Source organism: Gordonia sp. PDNC005, assembly GCF_016919385.1.
GTDB lineage: Bacteria > Actinomycetota > Actinomycetes > Mycobacteriales > Mycobacteriaceae > Gordonia.
On record NZ_CP070351.1, the window covers coordinates 4083441 to 4102666 of the forward strand.

The 19226-nt window shown below is 66.4% G+C and carries 16 protein-coding genes; 7 read left to right on the forward strand and 9 right to left on the reverse strand.

The genetic code is table 11. The features are described 5' to 3' along the window. Positions 1–36 precede the first annotated feature (36 nt). Both JVX90_RS19670 and JVX90_RS19675 read right to left on the reverse strand, forming a co-directional pair. A complete protein-coding gene (locus tag JVX90_RS19670) occupies positions 37–1368 on the reverse strand; it encodes an L-serine ammonia-lyase (protein WP_205330330.1) in 1332 nt (443 codons plus the stop codon). Between the two features lie 21 nt (positions 1369–1389). Continuing rightward, positions 1390–2280: a LysR family transcriptional regulator gene (locus tag JVX90_RS19675; protein WP_205330331.1), complete on the reverse strand. Its 891-nt coding sequence runs from the start codon at positions 2278–2280 to the stop codon at positions 1390–1392. A gap of 180 nt (positions 2281–2460) precedes the next feature. Between JVX90_RS19675 and JVX90_RS19680 the strand changes: the two genes are divergently transcribed. Continuing rightward, a complete protein-coding gene (locus tag JVX90_RS19680) occupies positions 2461–3456 on the forward strand; it encodes a DMT family transporter (RefSeq protein WP_205330332.1) in 996 nt (331 codons plus the stop codon). Here JVX90_RS19680 and JVX90_RS19685 read toward each other — a convergent pair. Beyond that, entirely contained in the window at positions 3384–5393 is a 2010-nt protein-coding gene (locus JVX90_RS19685; RefSeq protein WP_205330333.1) for a M13-type metalloendopeptidase, read from the reverse strand. The two genes, JVX90_RS19680 and JVX90_RS19685, sit on opposite strands and share 73 nt — an antisense overlap. A 19-nt stretch (positions 5394–5412) precedes the next feature. After that, positions 5413–6138, reverse strand: a complete 726-nt coding sequence (locus tag JVX90_RS19690; protein WP_205330334.1) for a pirin-like bicupin family protein — start codon at positions 6136–6138, stop codon at positions 5413–5415. 230 nt (positions 6139–6368) lie between these two features. Here JVX90_RS19690 and JVX90_RS19695 point away from each other — a divergent pair, with 230 nt between their 5' ends. Next, positions 6369–7994 (forward strand): NTF2-like N-terminal transpeptidase domain-containing protein, encoded by a 1626-nt coding sequence (locus JVX90_RS19695; protein ID WP_336819570.1) that lies wholly within the window; start codon positions 6369–6371, stop codon positions 7992–7994. A 9-nt stretch (positions 7995–8003) separates the two neighbouring features. On the opposite strand, the gene JVX90_RS19700 is transcribed toward JVX90_RS19695, so the two are convergent. The 5 genes from JVX90_RS19700 to trmB all read right to left on the reverse strand — a co-directional run bounded on the left by JVX90_RS19700 (position 8004) and on the right by trmB (position 14125). After that, on the reverse strand, positions 8004–8414 hold the full coding sequence (locus JVX90_RS19700) for a DUF3054 domain-containing protein (protein ID WP_205330336.1): 411 nt from the start codon (positions 8412–8414) through the stop codon (positions 8004–8006). A 4-nt stretch (positions 8415–8418) separates the two neighbouring features. Then, positions 8419–9567 (reverse strand): lysylphosphatidylglycerol synthase transmembrane domain-containing protein, encoded by a 1149-nt coding sequence (locus tag JVX90_RS19705; protein WP_205330337.1) that lies wholly within the window; start codon positions 9565–9567, stop codon positions 8419–8421. A gap of 27 nt (positions 9568–9594) precedes the next feature. Beyond that, positions 9595–12615 (reverse strand): MMPL family transporter, encoded by a 3021-nt coding sequence (locus JVX90_RS19710; protein WP_205330338.1) that lies wholly within the window; start codon positions 12613–12615, stop codon positions 9595–9597. 74 nt (positions 12616–12689) lie between these two features. Next, positions 12690–13343, reverse strand: a complete 654-nt coding sequence (locus JVX90_RS19715; protein ID WP_205330339.1) for an NYN domain-containing protein — start codon at positions 13341–13343, stop codon at positions 12690–12692. Next, positions 13340–14125, reverse strand: a complete 786-nt coding sequence (trmB, locus tag JVX90_RS19720; protein ID WP_205330340.1) for a tRNA (guanosine(46)-N7)-methyltransferase TrmB — start codon at positions 14123–14125, stop codon at positions 13340–13342. The genes JVX90_RS19715 and trmB overlap by 4 nt, the downstream gene beginning before the upstream one ends. A 68-nt stretch (positions 14126–14193) precedes the next feature. On the opposite strand from trmB, the gene JVX90_RS19725 reads away from it, so the two are divergent. The 5 genes from JVX90_RS19725 to JVX90_RS19745 all read left to right on the forward strand — a co-directional run bounded on the left by JVX90_RS19725 (position 14194) and on the right by JVX90_RS19745 (position 19216). After that, a complete protein-coding gene (locus tag JVX90_RS19725; RefSeq protein ID WP_205330341.1) occupies positions 14194–14859 on the forward strand; it encodes a hypothetical protein in 666 nt (221 codons plus the stop codon). Continuing rightward, positions 14856–15932 carry a hypothetical protein gene (locus tag JVX90_RS19730; protein WP_205330342.1) on the forward strand — a complete coding sequence of 359 codons (1077 nt, stop codon included), beginning with the start codon at positions 14856–14858 and terminating at the stop codon, positions 15930–15932. The genes JVX90_RS19725 and JVX90_RS19730 overlap by 4 nt, the downstream gene beginning before the upstream one ends. 53 nt (positions 15933–15985) lie before the next feature. Beyond that, positions 15986–16288, forward strand: coding sequence for a DUF6802 family protein (locus JVX90_RS19735; protein ID WP_205330343.1), 303 nt, complete (start codon positions 15986–15988; stop codon positions 16286–16288). 112 nt (positions 16289–16400) lie between these two features. After that, positions 16401–18221: a phosphoenolpyruvate carboxykinase (GTP) gene (locus JVX90_RS19740; protein WP_205330344.1), complete on the forward strand. Its 1821-nt coding sequence runs from the start codon at positions 16401–16403 to the stop codon at positions 18219–18221. 212 nt (positions 18222–18433) lie between these two features. Beyond that, the gene (locus JVX90_RS19745) at positions 18434–19216 is read left to right on the forward strand and encodes an ABC transporter ATP-binding protein (protein WP_240193971.1); all 783 of its coding nucleotides are present in this window, start codon (positions 18434–18436) and stop codon (positions 19214–19216) included. The last annotated feature ends 10 nt before the right edge of the window (positions 19217–19226 follow it).

Here is a 19226-nt window from a genome sequence, read left to right on the forward strand (position 1 = left end):
ACCCTAGACCCGCCGCGAGCGCGACGGGGCCGAATCTCAGCACTCGATGATGTTGACGGCGAGGCCCCCGCGAGAGGTCTCCTTGTACTTGTCGCTCATGTCCGCGCCGGTCTCGCGCATCGTCGCGATGACTCTGTCCAGACTGACCACATGACGGCCGTCGTGGTTGAGCGCGATCCGGGCCGCCGTGATCGCTTTGACCGCGGCCATCGCATTGCGTTCGATGCACGGAATCTGCACGAGTCCGCCGATCGGATCGCAGGTGAGGCCCAGGTTGTGCTCCATCCCGATCTCGGCCGCGTTCTCGACCTGGGCCGGGGTGCCCCCGAGCAACTCGCACAGCGCGCCCGCCGCCATCGAGCACGCAGAACCGACCTCTCCCTGGCAGCCGACCTCGGCGCCGCTGATGGATGCGTTCTCCTTGAAGAGCACGGCGATGGCGCCTGCCGTCAGCAGGAACCGTTCGCAGTCGCCGGTCTGAGCTCCGGGGACGAAGCGCATGTAGTACGCGAGCACGGCGGGGACGATGCCTGCCGCTCCGTTCGTCGGCGCGGTGACGATGCGGCCGCCGGCGGCGTTCTCTTCGTTGACGGCGAGCGCAAACGCGGTCACCCAGTCGACGTGCCGGAGCGGATCATCTGACGGTGACCGGGTCAGTCTGGTGTTGAGGGCGCCGGCCCGCCGGGGGACTCGTAGAGGTCCCGGGAGGGTGCCCTCGGCGTGCAGTCCGGCGTTGACGCAGTCGTCCATCGTCGACCAGATGCGCCGGAGACCCGCCGACACCTCCTCCGGGGAGCGGACCGCTTCCTCGTCGGCGCGCATCACTCCGCTGATATCGAGTCCCGTTTCGGTGCAGCGCGTGAGGAGTTCGGCAGCCGTCCGAAAGGGGTGCGGGACATCGGCCTCGACCGCGCGGACAGGTTCGTCGCCGACGACGAAGCCGCCGCCGATCGAGTACAACGTCGTCTCGTCGACGACCGCGCCGCTCGCATCGAACGCCGTGAACCGCATACCGTTCGGGTGACGCGGCAGGCTGCGGCCTCCGATCAGCTCGACATCGAAGGCGACACGGTGGGAGCCGCCGAGCAGCAGGGTTCCGGATGAGAAGGCCGCATCGGATCGCGGCACGACGACACCGGGATCGACCGTCTCGGGTCGTTCGCCTTCGAGCCCGAGCACAACTGCCCGATCGGACGAATGCCCGCGGCCCGTCGCGCCGAGGGATCCGTACAGCCCCACATGGACGCGCGACACGCGAGGATCGTCGCCGACCGAGGCCGCGAAATCGGCCGCCGCCCGCATCGGCCCGACGGTGTGTGAACTCGACGGTCCGACGCCGATCGAGAACAGATCGAAGACGCTGATCACGTGGCCTCCTTCAGTGGCTGGTCAGACGGGCATCGGGAAGCTTCGGTTGTGCAGCATCTCGACTCGGTCGGATCCGAGGTGTTCGCCGATTACGGCGGTGACGATCTCACGCACATCGGCGCGAGTCCGCTCGGTGTAGGCGACACCGAGCTGTATCGCCGGCGGTGTCGGCGCGTCGTCGAGGGCGACGAGTCCGTCGGGCAGGCGGTCGACCACCGGGACGAGCATCGCTCCGACTCCGGCGCGGGCCGCCTCCAGGCCGGTGGCGAGGTCGTTCACTTCCGCGGCGACGTGCCACCCACGGGCTGTTCCGCTGAACGCGTCGAAACTCGGCTGTCGGAGCGTGCAGGGCGGCGAGAACGCGACAATGGGAACGGCCTCCGACGGCGCGGGCTGTGGGTGACGCGCCGACCACAACCAGCCGAGCCGGAACCCGCGGTCCCGAGACGCCAACTCCGGCGCGATTCGGGTGGTCACGGCGACGTCGACCATCCCGGAGTCGAGCATCGAGCGGACCGTGGCGTTGCGGTCGAGGTGGAATCGGACTTCGGTGCCGGGGAAGCTCTCGCGCAGACTCCGCATCATCATCGGCAGGATGACCGCGGAACTGTTCTGTGCGGCTCCGATGACGATCGTCGGGGAGCTTCGCGTGTCGAAACGCGCGACGGCTGCATCGTGTGCAGAGAGGATCGCTCGAGCGTGCGACAGCATCTCCTCGCCTTCCGGCGTGAACACGATCCCGCGCCCGTCTCGCTTGACGAGGGCGGCGCCCGCCTCCCTCTCGAGGCGCCGAAGGTGCTGGCTCACCGCAGACTGCGTCAACGCGAGGGATTCGGCGGCGCGGCTCACCCCGCCGGTCGCGGCCACTGCGATCAGTGACCGGAGCGGGATGATGTCGAACGTCCGGCCCATGACCAGACCTTACCGCGCGTCCACGACAACCGTTCAGAGTTGATGAACGGATGACACGAGCCGATCTGGTGCAATGTACGAAGGTAGGGTGCGGGTACAGGGCAACTGATTAGCATCTGTGATGATTGAGAGCACACATCGTCGTTGGACGCATCACTCGCCCAGCGGCACCGTGGAGATGTGAGACTCTCCATTCCACTCGGTGCCTCCACGGCCTTCTTCTACGCTCTCGGTTACCCGATCGGCGCCGTCGCCGTCCGCGCGGCGACGCCCGGCACCGTCCTGGTGTCGCGGTTCCTCGCATCGGTCGTGATCCTCGCGGCGATCGTGACGGCGCGCCGTCTTGAATGGCCACGAGGTGTGCAGGCATGGCACGCCGTCGTCGTCGGCTTCCTCTCACAGGGGCTGCAGTTCGTCGGCTGCTATCAGGCGATGTACGCGGGTGTCTCACCGGTACTCGTTGCGCTCGTGATCGCGATGAACCCCGTGATCACCGCGGGCGCGGCTGCGATCATGCTTCGGGAGCCGCTGTCCCGACGGCGAGTGCTGGCAACCGTGCTCGCGCTGGTCGCGGTGTGTGTTGCGTTCGCGGGTCGAGTGGTCGACGTCGGACACGTGGACGCCGCTGTCGGTTGGGTGGTGATCGCGGTGATCGGCCTAGCGGTCGGTGGCGTGTACCAGCAGCGCTATCTGACGCAGGGCCATCCGATCGCGGTCAACACCATCGGTGTCGGTGTTGCCCTCGTGCCTGCGAGCGTCTTCGCAGCGGTCACTCCACAGCACGTGTCCGACGTCCACGAGGCCGTCTGGTCGATCGCAGTCCTGGTCATCGCGAACTCGGTCATCGCGGCGAGCCTCTATCTCGCCGCGATCAAGCAGGCGGGCGCGGCTGCGGTCTCTCTCCTCTTCGGGGTGATCCCGTCCATCGCCGCACTGCTCACCTGGGCGATCCTCGGCGAGCGCCCCGACATCGGGGTGGTGATCGGGCTCGTCGTCGGCGCGATCGCCTGCTTCGTGGGCAATGAGAGGTCGCGACGACCGGTTTCCGCCGGTTGTGACGAACATTTCGTCACAACCGGCGGAAACCTATCGGTAGAGAGAGATCACCAGATCCGGACGCGTTCGTCCGGCTCGAGGTACAGCTTGTCGCCGGGAGCGACGTCGAAGGCCGAGTAGAACGCGTCGACGTTCCGGACCACTCCGTTGCAGCGGAACTCCGGCGGCGAATGGGGGTCGATCGACAGGCGACGGATCGCCTCGGCGTCACGGGTCTTGGTCCGCCAGATCTGTGCCCAGCTGAAGAACACCCGCTGCTGCCCGGTGAGTCCGTCGATGACCACCGGTGCGTCACCGGCCTCGGTCGCGATGTCGTACGCGACAAGCGCGATGGAGAGTCCTCCGAGGTCGCCGATGTTCTCACCTAGGGTGAATTCGCCGTTGACCTTGTACTTCGGATCGAGGCCGTCCGGAGTGAACTCGCCGTACTGGCTTGCCAGCGCCGCGGTCCGCTTGGCGAACTCGGCGCGGTCGTCGTCGGTCCACCAGTCGACGAGGTTGCCGTCGCCGTCGTACTTCGCGCCCTGGTCGTCGAAACCGTGGCCGATCTCGTGGCCGATCACCGCGCCGATGCCGCCGTAGTTGGCCGCGTCGTCAGCGTCGGGATCGAAGAAGGGCGGTTGCAGGATGGCGGCCGGGAAGACGATCTCGTTCATGCCGGGGTTGTAGTACGCGTTCACCGTCTGCGGCGTCATGAACCATTCGTCGCGGTCAACGGGCTTGCCGATCTTCGCGAGTTCGCGAGTGGTCTCGAACGACGCGGCGCGGCGCGAGTTTCCTATCAGGTCGGTCCGGTCGGCGGTGAGTGTCGAGTAGTCGATCCACGCGGCCGGGTAGCCGATCTTGGGAGTGAAGCGATCGAGTTTGGCGAGAGCCTTCTCGCGTGTCGCGGGTGTCATCCACTCGAGGTCGGTGATGTTGCGGCGGTAGGCCTCGACCAGATTCGCGATCAGTTCGTCCATCCGAGCCTTCGCCGCGGGCGGGAAGTGCTTCTCCACATAGAGCTCGCCGACGGCGAAGCCCGCCGCGGACTCGACGAAGCCGACGCCGCGCTTCCAGCGATCCCGGATCTCTTCGGCCCCGGTCAAGGTGGTGCCGTAGAAGCGGAAGTTCTCGTTGACGAACGCGCTCGACAGCGACGGGGCGGCGGTGTGCAGCAGGTGCCACGTGAGCCACGCTTTCCAGTCGTCGAGCGGGCGGTCCGCGACGAGTGCGGCGGCGCCTTCGATGAACGACGGTTGCGCGACGATCACCTCCGCGAACGTCTCCTCATTCGGCGCGGCAAGCCCGTCGAGCCACGCCGCGACATCGAACCCGGTCGCTCCGTCGGTGAACTCTGCGAGTGTTCGGAGGTTGTACGTGGCCTCCGCGTCACGGCGTCGAACCACGTCCCAGTGGTGGGAAGCGATCTGGGTCTCGAGATCGACGACGGTGGTAGCCGCCGAGTCGGCGTCTTCCATGCCTGCGAGGGCGAACATCGCGGCGACGTGGTCGCCGTATGCGGCGAGCGTCTCCGCGTGGTTCTCCTCCCGGTAGTACGACTCGTCAGGGAGCCCGAGGCCTCGTTGCACCACATGGACGAGGTAGCGGTCGGACTGTCGGGCGTCGGTGTCGACGTACACCCCGAAGAGGCCACCGACGCCGACTCTCTCGAGTGAACCGAGCGTCCGGGCGAGTTCTGTGGTCGAGGAGATCGCGCGAACTGCGTTCAGATCCTCGGCGATTGCGTCGAGACCGAGTTCCTCGATGCGGTCGACGTCCATGAACGAGGCGTACAGGTCGCCGATCAGGGTCGAGGTCTGGCCGGTCGGTGACTGTGTGGTCGGAGTCTGGGCGCATTCCTCCACGATGGCGCGGACGTCGGCCTCGGCGTTGTCGCGCAACACGTGGAACGCGCCGTCGATGCTGCGGTCGCCGGGGATCTCATGGGTGTCGAGCCATCGGCCGTTGACGTGCGCGAAGAGGTCGTCGGCGATCCGTACCGAATCGTCCACCCATTCCAGATCGAGTCCCGAGGTCAGGTCGCTGTCGCTGCGTTCGATAGTCACGTACTCCATAGTGCATGACCGGCCGCGACTATTCCCCGAGCCGTTTGGACATCGCCCAGATGAGGACTTCCGAATCCGTGTGCGCCGTGGCGACGGTCCCGGCGAAATCGGTGGCGCGCAGTGCGTCGGACGAGGTCAGGGTCTCGCCTTCGATGCTGATCGAGCCTGCTGCGACGAACAGATGCGTGAACCGACCCGCCGGGACGGTGATGCTCTGGCCCGCGTTCAGCCGGGCCGCGTAGAGGGTTGCACCCGAGTTGTTGATGCGGATCGCCGAGTCGTGTGACGGAACACCCGAGGCGACGGGGACCAGTGTCCCCGGAGTCAGCTCGGCTCCGATGTCGAGCTGGTCGTAGCCGGGATCGAGTCCGTACTCGTCGGGAGCGATCCACATCTGGACAAGATGTACAGGTTCGTCGCCGGTCTCGGCGTGGTCATTGCGCTCGGAGTGCAGGATGCCGGTGCCTGCGCTCATCCGCTGTGCGAGGCCGGGGTGGATGACGCCGGTGTGTCCCTCGGAGTCCTGATGGACGACAGAGCCGGACAGTACCCATGTGACGATCTCGGTCTCGGCGTGCGGATGAGTGTCGAAGCCCTCGCCGGGTGCGACGACGTCTTCGTTGTGGACCATCAGCACCCCGTGATGGGTGTTCGCGGGGTCGTAGTGGTCGCCGAACGAGAAGCTGTGCGACGACGTCAACCAGTCGGTCGTCGTCGCGGCACGATCGGTCGCACGCAGGATCGTCGGAGCCATGTCTCCATTATGGCGGCTTGGCGGACAGTCGATGACGGTCAAAGGGACTGAACGGAGTCAGAGAATGCCCCCATGGCGAAGTCCCGCTGTTTCGCTGCCCGGAATCTGCGTGTCGAACAGTGCTGATGCGGAATTGTGACCTCATCGATCCTCGAATGTAAGGCGGAGACTGGTGAAACGCATGTGAAAGGAGTGAAAATTGATACATGGCGTGGAGGGGAACAAGAACAGTGAGCGCGGCGACTGCTGTCGTCGTGGCAGTGGGGCTCGTGTCGGCTTGTGGTTCGGAGGAGACTACCGACGCGGGGCGAGCCACAGGTGAGTTCGCCGATGCCGTTGAACGGCTCGACGTCCAGGCGGCGTCGATGTTCACCAGTGCTCCGGCCCTCGCGTCCGAAGCGCTCGCCGCCACCATCTCGGGGATGAATCCGCAGGCGGTGACGACCTCGGTCGACAGCCCCGTCGAGTACAGCGACGGCACGGCGTCGTTCACCATGAAGACCACCTGGCAGTGGCAGGACGAGAGTTCCTACGCCACCACGACGTCGGGGACGGTCCGCAAGCTGTCGAGCGGATGGAAGGTCCAGTGGGATCCGAACCTGCTGTTCCAGGGCCTGCCCACCGGAGCGCGCCTCCAGCGGATCCGCACTGACGCAAAACCGGCGCCGACCGTCGACAGTCGGACCGGCAAACCCTTCATGCAGATGGAACCCGTCAACGAGATCACCTTCGACCAGTCGGCGGCAGGCAAGAAGGCCGACGCCGCGATCGCGGCGCTGTCGTCGTCGATCAGGCCGATCGCTCCGCTGATCACCGCCCGGACCATTCGCGGCAAGGTGGATGAGGCTCAGGGGCAGCCGATCATCGCCGTGACCCTCCGTGACGAGGACATGAAGGTGCTCGCGTCGGATCCGGAACGCATCGCAGGCGTGACCGTTCGACGTACCGGTCGTCTCGTCATGAACGATCGTCGGCTCGAGAGTCCTCTCGAAGCCGGCCTCACCAACTACTGGAATGCGATTCGTGACGCCACCGCGGGCTGGCAGGTCCAACTCGCGGCGCCCGGCGCGAAGCCGCGTCGCCTCGCCGGGGAGCAGGGGCCGCCCGGCAAAGACGTAGCCACCTCCATCGACCAGAATCAGCAGCTCGTCCTCGGCGATTCCGTCGTCGACGTCGCACAGCCGGCGACGATGATGGTCTTCGACTCGATGTCGGGAGGCATCCTGGCCATGGCGCAGAACGACGCTGCTGCGGCGTCACGAGTCGAGGCCGGACTCGGATACGCCACCGGCAGCACGCTGAAGCCGGTCTTCGACGCGATCACCCGCGCTGTTCCAGGAGCTGACGACAGGACACCCGAGGCGAACGACGTCCTGCACCACTTCGGCCTCGGAGTCACGTTCGTCGCGCCGGGGGTGAGCTTGCCGCGACAGGTGTCGCCGACAGTGTCGACTGCGCGGTTCTCGCCGAACGACTTCACCGCGTCGATGCTGAACATGGGCGCGCTCGGAGTGGCTCTCGCCCGTGCAGACGCGGGCAAAGACAAGGCCGCCCCGCCATTCGTCATCAAGGGCGCGACCACCAAGGTCAGCACCGGCGACCTCGGCAACCTCGACCGGGGCGTCGCGAAAGACGTGCTGGCCCAGATGTCGACGATCGCACGCAAGGGTGATGCCAGTGACATCACCGGTGCGCCGGGACTGCGCGCTCTGGTCGGAACCAATGGACCGAAGGGGCCGGGCTGGTTCGTCGGACTGCAAGGCGGCAAGGTGATCGTCGTGTACTGCGAGGGCGACAAGTCCGGAACCGCAGCCCTGCAGGTCGCGCAGAAGTACTTCCGCGTGGCGAAGAGCTGACCCGGACAGTCAGCGGCTGCGACGGGCCTCGGAGAACGCGGCCAACGCACGCCACCCGACGAGGAGGACACCCGTCGCTATTGTCGCGACGACGATGAACGACACCGCGGTGCCCTGACCGGACACCACGCGGAGGATCATGCCGACGATCACCGTCGACACCCAGATCACCACACCGCTCGGCACGATCCGCGACGGAAGGAACACGTCGGATCTGGTGAACGCGTACGCGACTGCCCAGCCGATCGCTGCACCGATCAGGAACGGCCACAGCGTGGTGAGGAAACCTGTCACCGACCCCGCCTCGTCGTGACTACGGCGTCCGATGGCGACGAAGACGACCAGTGCGATCAGGTCGCACAACCCGGCGACGACGAGCGGGCCGACAAGACCGCGAGACGATGATGCAGACGAGGACATACCCCTACGGTAGCGAGCCGCCCCGATGTTCTTCGTCCTGGCCGCCGTCCGGCTGGTCGGAGCTTCGGGCCGCACGTTCGCGGTCGTGCTCGATCTCAAGGTCGAGCGAGTCTCCCGACTTGAACCTCCCGCGGTACCGGATGCCGATGACGATCCAGCCGATGATCGACACCAGGACGTAACTGATCATGCGGTAGATCAGGACCGCGGTCAGTGCGTCCGCTGCAGTCATACCCGCAGACGTCAGTGCCGGAATCAACATGACGTCGACGACACCCAGTCCGCCAGGAAGAAGTGGGACCGCGGTGCCAACAGCCTTGCCGGCCGCGTAAGCGACCATCAGGCCCGCGATGGACGGATGCGATCCGACGGCCCAGCATGCAAAGGCAAGGCATGCGACGTCAGCGACCCAGTTGAAGAAACTCCAGCCGAATGCGACGGCGCCGTCGCGGCGATTGAGGTGGACCGCCTGCAACTGCTCGAGGGTGAGTCTCAGCCGCGCGACCCCATGATCTGCAGGCTTCTCGCGAATGTTGTTGATCCACCCGAGTACTCGGAGCCCGATCGTCTCAAGAGATTGTGGATGGCTCGCCAGGTATTGAGCGCCGACCATGAACGCCAGGAAACCCGCAACACTGAAGATCACCGAGAATGGACTGGTCTTGGCTCCGGCGAGAAGTGCGCCGCCGAGTCCGAGAATCGCAAGACCCGCGCCTGCCAGCAGACCGGACATCACCAGTTGCCAGGACGCGACCACCGGGCTGGCGCCCCACTTGCGGCTCTCCCGGTAGATGAAGGCCGGGGAGAGGACCTGTCCACCCGGCATCGTCTGCGAGACCGAGTTGGACGCGAGGATCACCGCGAGTGACTCACGCTGCTTCACGCGAACGCCTGCCGACCGCATCAGGACCCTTTGCACGTGAGCGTAACTGTCCATCGACAGGATCGCGGCGATGATGCACGCGAGCACCCACTCCCATTGGAGTTCACCGATTCGCGCCCACGTGTCCTTCAACTTCGGCCAGATCAGGTACCCCTCGGTGCCGAGGATCACGATCACCACGACGATCAGTCCCCACCGAAGCCAGCGACGCCACGGCCGACGTTTTCCCGACGTAGCGTCGGGGGCGTCGGCTGTGGCGTCGTCAGACATGGAGTCCAGCCTAGGGCATGGGGCCTGTCAGTCCTGGTCCGACTGACGAGCGCGGCTTCGCCTCAGCAGTTCCTGGACACTGATCTGGTTTCCTTCGTCGCCGCGGTCGGGCCGCAGTTCCCGTGCCGAACGTGTCGTCGTCTGGTCCTCGGCCGGCGGTATGGGCGTCGGTGCAGGCGCCGGGCGCGGTGCAGGAGGCACCTGCTGCGACAGCGGGCGTTGTGCCGGGGCGGGTCGCTGTGCCGGCGTCGGCCCCGACGGGGGGCGCGACGGTGCTTGCGGCCGTTGCTGCGTCGGCTGAACGGGCTGCTGGGGCTGGACGGTCTGCGGGGGCGGCGGACCGGCAGGACGACGGACCTGCGTCTGCGCCTGCGGCTGCGGGCGGGGCGCTTGGGTCTTGGTCACGGTCACACGTGGCTGAGGGGCCGACTCGGGTCCGTTCGCGGGACGCGGAGCCGGAGGCTTGGGTCGCAGGTCACGGGACGCCTGTCGGACGCCTCCCGCACCCAGACGCCACGAACCGGTGTCCGGCCCGCTGCTCTTGCGTGCGGGTTCGACAGGGGCCTTCGGGGCGTCGTCGATCAGCTCGTCGAGCGTGCTCTCGACGCCCGCCGGTTCCTCCGCCGTCCGGCGCCGCGGACCGCTCGCCTCGCTCGTGTCGTCCGCCGCGGCGCGGTCGACGCTGATGCTCTTCATCGTTGTGGTCGGAGCCTCCGCCGCGGCCACAACGCCGCCCGAGCTGACAGCCGCCACGGCGTATCGCGTGTGCTCCTTCTCGTCGGGCTCGTCGGTCAGAATCGTCTCGCCCAGACCGATCTTCTGCTGCAGGCGCTGCATCCAGCGCGGCGACCACCAGCAGTCGTCGCCGAGCAACTTCATGACTGACGGGACCAGGAGCATGCGGATGACGGTCGCATCGAGGACCAGCGCCGCGATCATGCCGTACGCGATGTACTTCATCATCACGATGTCCGACAGGCCGAACGCGCCGGTCACCACCACGAGGATCGCAGCGGCGGCGGTGATGATGCCGCCCGTGTGGGCCGTACCGGTACGGATCGCTTCGGTGGTGGATGCGCCGTTGTGTCTGGCCTCCACCATTCGAGACAACAGGAATATCTCGTAGTCGGTCGAGAGGCCGTAAATGATCGCGATGATCAGCACCAGGATCGCCGCGAACAGCGGTCCCGGAGTGAAGTTCGCGATCGACGAACCGTTGCCGTCGATGAAGATCCAGGTCAGGATGCCGAGTGTCGATCCGAGGCCGAGGGCGGTCATCAGCGCAGCCTTGATCGGCAGGATGATCGAACCGAACGCCAGGAACATCAACAGACCGGTCACCGACACCAGCAGGATCGCCATGTACGGCAGCAACGCCATCAGCGAGTCGATCGAGTCCTGGGTAAGTGCAGGTGTGCCCGCGACGTAGACGGTGAGGCCCTCATGGTTGATGGCCCGCAGTTCCTTGATCGCCTCCGCTGCGGTTTCACGATTGATCAGACCAGCCGACATCTGGGTTACGCCCAGACCGGTCTCCTCGTCGCCGTAGACGCCGTCCTGGGCGCCGAGCGCAGCATCTGGGGAGAACTTCTTGGTGAAGCCAGGGATCTTGTTGGCCTCGTCGGCGATCGTCTGCAGCTTGCCTGCGACATCGTCGCCGTTCTGGTCGTACATCACGATGAGCTTGAGCTCTTCGGTGCGCTCCGTTGGGAACAACTTGTCGAAGTGCTCCTGCGCCACGCGGTTCGAGTTGTCCGGGGGCAGCAGTTTCTCGCTGAGGCCGCCGAACGCGATGTTGCCGAACGGGATGATCAGGGCGAGCAGCAGCAGGACGGTCGGGATCGCCGTCTTCAGCGGGTGCTTCATCACCCAGGTCGCGAGCTTGCCCCAGAATCCCGCTTCGACTTCTTCACGAGTCTTGGTTCGCTTGAGGAACGGGACGCTCAACGCGTCGACACGGCGCCCGAGGATCGCCAAGATCGCAGGTAGAACAGTCACAGACAGGATGGCCGCCAACCCGACCGACGCGATCGCGCCGTACGCGACCGACTTCAGGAAGGCCTGCGGGAACATCAGCAGACAGGCGAGCGCCGCGACGATGATCGTCGCCGAGAACACGATCGTCTGACCTGCGGTCATCACCGACCGTCTGACCGCAGCCTTGACCGTGTAGCCCTCGGCGATCTCTTCACGGAACCGACTGACCATGAACAGGCCGTAGTCGATGGCGATACCCAAACCGATCAGCGTGATGACCGATTGGGCGAAGATGTTGAGCTCGGTGGCCTGCGCGATGAGCTTCGTGATGCCGAGTGAACCGGCGATCGTCAGTCCACCGATGAACACCGGCAGGATCGCGGCGACCACACCACCGAACACGAACAGCAGCATGATCGCGACCACCGGCAATGCGATGATCTCGGCGCGTGCGATGTCGGCGTCCATGCCTTCACTCATCGCACCGGCGATCGGCTGCAGACCTGCGAGTTCGAACTGAGTTCCGGGAAGGTCGTAGCGCTCGGCGAGACCGTCGAAGAACGGCTCGATCTCCTTGTAGTTGCGCAGAATCGTCGTGTCGTCGCTGCCCGCGACTCCGATCGAGACGAATCCGTGCTTACGGTCGGCGGTCCACATCCGCTCGCGTTTGATGTCCGCTGCGGCCTGATCGGCCGAGTTGTTGATCTTGTCGAAGGGACTGATGAGGCCGGCGTGGGCCTCGTCGACCTCGCGACTCACGACGTTCGGATGCTCCGCGAGCAGATCGTCCACGATCTTCTGCATCGACGTGTTGAACGACTCGTCGTCGACGAGCGTCCCGTCGGGCGGGCTGACGAGCAGGATCACATCGGATTTGTGATCTCGCCCCAACGCGGTGTCCGCGACGACGGAGCCTCTGACCGACTCCGAGTTGGGGTCGAACCAGCCGCTCTGCGACAGGTGCTTCGGCAAGTCCATGCCGTAGAGTCCGAGGCCGCCCATCAACGCGATGAGCACAGCGATGACGGTGTAGCGCATTCGGTACACGAATGAGCCGATCGATCCGAACACGCCGACTTCCTTCCTTGTCGCGGACACTCGAAATTCCGATTGTCGCAGGGTCGCCTGAGAAAATGCGGTAACTGCTACTTGAGCAACGAGCTGAGCGGGCGGAACGGCGTGAGCCATGCGCCGTCGTCGGGAAGCGAGTCGAGGCTGATGCGAGGCAGCGGCTCCCGGAACACTCCGGGAATCTCCTCCAGATCGACGAACTCCAGTTCATCGGCGGTGAGCGCCCAACTCGCGTGTTCGCGGAAACCGATCACCGTGACCGGCACGCCCTCGGCCGCGAGTTCGAGCAGCGGCTCCCGGAACGCCTGTCCGTCGGCAGAAGCGATGATCACCCCGGCAAGGCCCGGTGTGTGCCTTCTCACCTGCAGGTGATTGAGCATGTCGTCGTCGACGTCACTGTCTTCAGTGAGCTTGGGTTTCGCGAAGACGGCGTAACCGACGTTCCGGAGAGCTTCCACCCACGGGCGCACCACATCGGCGCTTCCGGGGGCGATGTTCGTGAAGACGGTCGCTTCAGGCTCAACGTCGGAGCGGCTCGCAGCGCCGATCGCCGACGTCCGCTGCAGCATCCACCGGCCGAGCGCGTCGAACCGGGGACGGTGAGCTGCCGTCGGACGTCCGCCCAGCAGACTGCCGAGACCCATGTCCATATTGGGCGCGTCCCAGATGAGCAGGACACGTTTCACATTGCTCGTCCCGTTGATCACATCGGCCTCGGGGTCGGTCATGCCTGATCCTCCTGATTTCGATTGCTCGGCCGCGGGAACGGCTTGACGTAGACGAACTCGTTGACGTCACGGCCCTCCACCTGGGCTCGCCCTTCGAACTTAGTCGTCGGACGCTCCAGAAGGATCGGAGAATCGAAGGTCAACGGCACGACATGCGCGCGATCGGGCCGCTGGGTGGCCAGCAGCTCCGCGATCCACAGCGCGTAGTCGGCGTGATCGGTGGCGATGTGCAGCACGCCGCCCGGCTTGAGCCGGTCCGCGATCAACTCGATGGTCCCCGACTGCAGGAAACGGCGCTTGTGGTGCCGGGTCTTGGGCCAGGGGTCCGGGAAGAACACCCGGACACCCGTCAGGCTGTTCGGTGCGACGAGTTCACTGAAGACGACGGTCGCGTCGCCGCGGATCATCCGGACGTTCGTGAGGCCGCCGCGGTCGACGAGGCCGACCAACTGCGCAAGACCGGGCTGGTACACCTCAACGGCGACGACGTCGGCGTCGGGCTCCTCCGCGGCCATCGCGGCCGTCGAGATGCCGGTACCGCTGCCGACCTCGATGATCAGCGGCGCGTCGCGTCCGAACCACTCCTCGCGGTTCAGTGGGGGCTCATCTGCGGCATTGTCGCCGGTCAGGAGGTCGCGACCCAGCGTGGGCCACAGTGTCTCCCAGTTGTGCTTCTGACCGGTGGTCAGTGCGCCACGGCGGAAACGGAAGCTCGTCACGCGCGGGTAGAGGCGAGAGTTGTCCTGGTTCTCGTCGTTGTTCACCTCTATATGGTGTCGCATTCGAAAGCGCTGCAGGTAACCGCCACCGCAGGTAGCGTCGAATTCGACCTTGGGGGAGGTGGTCTGCGGTGACCGTGGACGATGCAGTCGCGCGAGCGTTGACACGCCGGAACGCGCCGCTGTCGGTGGCGATCGGCGGACACGGGCGCACGGGGAGGAGCACTCTGGCCGCGGCGATCCGCGCCCGCTTCCGGCTGCCGACCGTCGTCGTCGACGACAACAGTCCGCCACCGGATGGGATCGACCTGACGATTCGCGTGATCGGAGCGCAGCCACGGCGCTGCGACGTCGACGCGCTGGCCTCCAGCGGTCGGATGATCGTCGTCGCTGGCAAAGCCGATCTGCGCGACGATCCGCAGTCTCTTGCCGAGATGGCAGCGGAGAGGCTGGGCATGACGGTGCATCCGGTGTCGGGTCTGCTCGCGTCGGTGACCGTCGGGCCGGGTGACGTTGCACTGCTCCGGTCCGATCCCGTCGCCCCGGACGTACTGCGAAGGTTCGGCGTCGAGGGAGTCGCCCGTGCACGCGAACTCGGTGCCGTCACCGCGGAGGACCTGGCGGCTCGGTTGCGTGAGCTCAGCGGGATCGACGCGGTCGGTGCCGCGATCAGATCGATGTCGCCTGCCATCGCCGCGGGGCGTGATCTTCGGATGCGCGCCGACCTGCGGCTGGCTGCGGCTAGGGCGATCGATCGGGACCTGGTCGAGACGGCGCTCGCGGGGGTCATGCCGTGAGCGGGGTTCTGATCCTCGGACTGGCGGGCGCCGAACCAGATCGTCTCGCTGAACTGCTGCGGGAGTCCGGTGCCGAGGTCACGACGGAGGACTACCGTGCTGCGATCGTCGCCGTCGACTTGGCGTCCGACGTCGGGTCCGAGGAACACGCGATACTCGACCGCCTCGCGTGTGAAGCCGTGCCGACGGCTCTCGTCGCGGGCGGTGTCCAGCGACATCCCGACTGGCCGGAAGCGATGGCGCGCGCCCGCGAGGAACTCGATCCCGAGCGGCACCTCGCAGTGTTCGCAGTGGCCACCGGCGACGGCGGTGGAGTCGAGGCGCTCGTCGCCTGGTGCACACAGCCGGACACGGGGCCGCCGTTCCTGGGCCATGACGCCCCGACTCCCGTCGTCCGACTCGATGAACCTGTGGAGCGATCGTCCGGGCCGCCGCGGTCGGACCGCCTCGCAGGTCTGCGAGCGGGCGCGGCCGCGGCACGGACCGAAGCGGTCACCGCGGCTCGCGAGTCGGTTCAGACGCTCGCTGTGGCCGCCGATCGTGCGTGCGGAGTTCTCGGGCGGCGGGACGCTGCGTCCTACACGGCCTGGCTCACCGATTCGATCAGCACTGTGGAGGTTTCCGCCGAAGCTGAACTCGACGATCGTCTCCATCATGTGCGGAGGGTCGCGACAATAGGGTTGACCGGTGTCGATGCGGGTCAGATGGTGTCCGAACCGGCAGTGCGGCCGCCTCCGCCACCGGTTCACCGGGCAGCGGGCGGCGAGGATGCGGTTGTCCTCCTGCTCGGGGTGAGCGCGGGCTTCGGCATCGGGCGGATGCTCGTCACTCCGATCGTCGACGGCTGGTTCCTCGGTGGGCTCGTCACCGCGGCGGTCGGACTCGCGATCGCCGCCTGGATCGTCGGAGTACGCCGCACCGCGTCGGCGCGTGCGGCTCTGCGACGGTGGACGGCGGACACGATCGGCCTGTCGAGGACCGCCCTGGAGCATCGGCTCGTGGCCCGTGTCGGGACTGTCGAGGCGCACGTCAGCCGGGAGATATGGAACCGAATGCCGTCCCGGCGCGTCTAACCTTAAGAGGGAGATGTGAAGCGGGTCGAGGGGAACAGCTAGGGAGGGTGCGGATGGACGACTGGTTCGTCTCCGACTCCGGCGATGCCCCCGCGGGGCCCGCCGACTCGCTCTGGACCTACGAAGACGGATCGCTGTGGGATCTCGGCCCGGCCGACTTCGACGCCGACGCCGACGGGACACCGGAGTCGCGGACAAGCGAGCTCGACGGCGACCAGGTCGTGTTGTCCGACACCGACGGCGACGGGCGGGTCGATCGCGTCACGACGCTGCACACGGACGGCACGGTCGAGGTGGCTGACGTCGCCGCGCAGCGGCTCCCATGGAGTCCTACGTCACTCGGTCGGTTGGAGTGACGAATTCCTCGCTGTACCGACTGCCGGATGTCCGTTAGGGGCGCGTACCCTGTGTACAACTGCGCCCGGTGAGCAACGGTGCGCAGGCATCGCCGTTACCAAGGAGCTCCGCATGACCGCTGCGACCATTCCCGGCCTCGAACCCGGGAACGCCCCGACCAATCACCCCGGGCTGCTCGCCTGGGTCGCCGAAGTCGCCGAACTGACGCAGCCGGATCGGGTCGTCTGGTCGGACGGCAGCGACGAGGAGTGGGACCGACTCACCGCTCAGCTGGTCGAGGCCGGCACCATGGTGAAGCTCAACGACGAGAAGAAGCCGAACTCGTTCCTGGCTCTCTCCGACCCCGCCGACGTCGCCCGCGTCGAATCGCGCACCTTCATCTGCTCGAAGACGGAAGAAGCCGCCGGTCCCACCAACAACTGGGTGGACCCGGACGAGATGCGCGCCACCATGACCGACCTGTACCGAGGCTCGATGCGCGGTCGCACCATGTTCGTGGTGCCCTTCTGCATGGGCCCGCTCGGTTCCGACGACCCGAAGCTGGGTGTCGAGCTGACCGACTCCGAGTACGTCGTCCTGTCGATGCGCATCATGACTCGCGTCGGTCCCGAGGTCCTCAAGACCCTCGGCGACGACGGCTTCTTCGTGAAGGCACTCCACACGGTCGGCGCACCCCTCGAGCCGGGTCAGGCCGATGTGCCGTGGCCCTGCAATCCCGAGAAGTACATCGTCCAGTTCCCCGAGGACCGCGTCATCTGGTCGTACGGATCGGGCTACGGCGGCAACGCCCTTCTCGGCAAGAAGTGCTACGCACTGCGCATCGCATCGGCGATGGCCCATGACGAGGGCTGGCTGGCCGAGCACATGCTCATCCTCAAGCTCATCTCGCCCGAGGACAAGGTGTACTACGTCGCCGCCGCGTTCCCGTCGGCCTGCGGCAAGACGAACCTCGCGATGATCCTGCCGACCCTCCCGGGCTGGCGCGCCGAGACTGTCGGCGACGACATCGCGTGGATGCGCTTCGGCGAGGACGGCCGCCTGTACGCCGTGAACCCCGAATTCGGCTTCTTCGGTGTCGCCCCCGGCACCGGCATGGACTCGAACCCGACGGCCATGGAGACCATCGAGGCCGGCAACACGCTCTACACGAACGTGGCCCGCACCGACGACAACGACGTCTGGTGGGAGGGCATCGGCGAAGCCCCCGATCACCTCATCGACTGGCGCGGCAACGACTGGACCCCGGACTCCGGCGACAAGGCCGCACATCCGAACTCGCGTTACTGCACCCCGATGTCGCAGTGCCCGACGCTCGCGCCCGAGTGGGACGACCCGCAGGGTGTGCCGATCTCGGCGATCCTGTTCGGCGGCCGCCGCAAGACCACCGTTCCGCTGGTCACCGAGGCCCGCGACTGGGAGCACGCCGTGTTCATGGGCGCAACCGTCGGGTCCGAGCAGACCGCCGCCGCTGAGGGCAAGGTCGGCTCCACCCGCCGCGACCCGATGGCGATGCTGCCGTTCCTCGGCTACCACGTCGGCGACTACTTCGAGCACTGGCTGAACATCGGCCGCACCGAGGGCGCTCAGATGCCGCACGTGTTCTACGTCAACTGGTTCCGCCGTGGCGAAGACGGCCGCTTCCTGTGGCCCGGATTCGGCGAGAACAGCCGTGTCCTCAAGTGGATGGTCGACCGCATCGAGGGCAACGTCGAGGGTGTCGACACCCCGATCGGCATCGTCGCCAAGCCCGAGGAGCTGGACCTGACCGGTCTGGACGTCTCGGAAGCCGATGTCGCCGAGGCGCTCGCCGTGAACGTCGACGAGTGGCGGAACGAGATCCCGAGCATCGAGGAGTGGTTCGACTTCGTCGGCGACAAGCTCCCCGCTGAGCTCACGGCTCAACTCGACGTCCTCCGCGGACGCCTCGGCTGAGACGAGTTACGCATCAACTAGAGGACCTTTCGACTCGCAAGCTCGCTCAAGAAGCAGGCAAGCCGCTCCCCACCTGCTCCTTGAGCGGCGCGAGCTCCCCGCCTGCTCCTTGAGCGAGCGGAGCGAGTCGAAAGGTCCTCTGGCATTTTCAGGGACCACGTCAGGGTCAATCCTGATAGCGCGGGCGCGAGATGTTTGGAAACCTGTTCGGTATGACACACGCAGCCTCAGACAAGGCCCAGCAGGTCGCCGCACGCGCCGATGGGCTGACGAAGACATACGGGTCGGGTGACACCGTCGTGCACGCCCTGCGCGGAGTGTCCATCGGCTTCCAGACAGGGGAGTTCACGGCCATCATGGGGCCGTCCGGTTCGGGAAAGTCGACCCTGATGCACTGCCTGGCAGGGTTGGACACCGCATCGGACGGTAGCGTCCGGATCGGCGACGTGGAACTCGCAGGCCTGAACGACAAGGAGATGACCAAGCTCCGGCGCGACCGCATCGGGTTCGTGTTCCAGGCGTTCAATCTGGTTCCCACCCTGACGGCGGAGGAGAACATCACGCTCCCGCAGGGCATCGCAGGCCGCAAGGTTGACGAGGACTGGTTCTCGACAGTCGTCGATCGCCTCGGCATTCGGGACCGCCTCGCGCATCGGCCGAGTGAGCTGTCGGGCGGCCAGCAGCAGCGTGTGGCGTGTGCTCGTGCACTCGTCGGACGACCCGACATCATCTTCGGCGACGAGCCGACCGGCAACCTCGACTCGCGGTCGTCCGGTGAGGTCCTCGACATCTTGCGTGCAGCCACCGACGAGTTCGGTCAGACGGTCGTCATCGTCACTCACGACCCGCGTGCTGCGGCCTACGCAGACCGGGTCGTGTTCCTGGCCGACGGTCAGTTCGTGCAAGAACTGTTCTCGCCGTCCGCCGACGACGTCTTCGAAGTGATGAAGAACCTCGACGTCGCGGGCGGCTCCACCAGCGCGGGAGCGCAGTGATCATGGGATC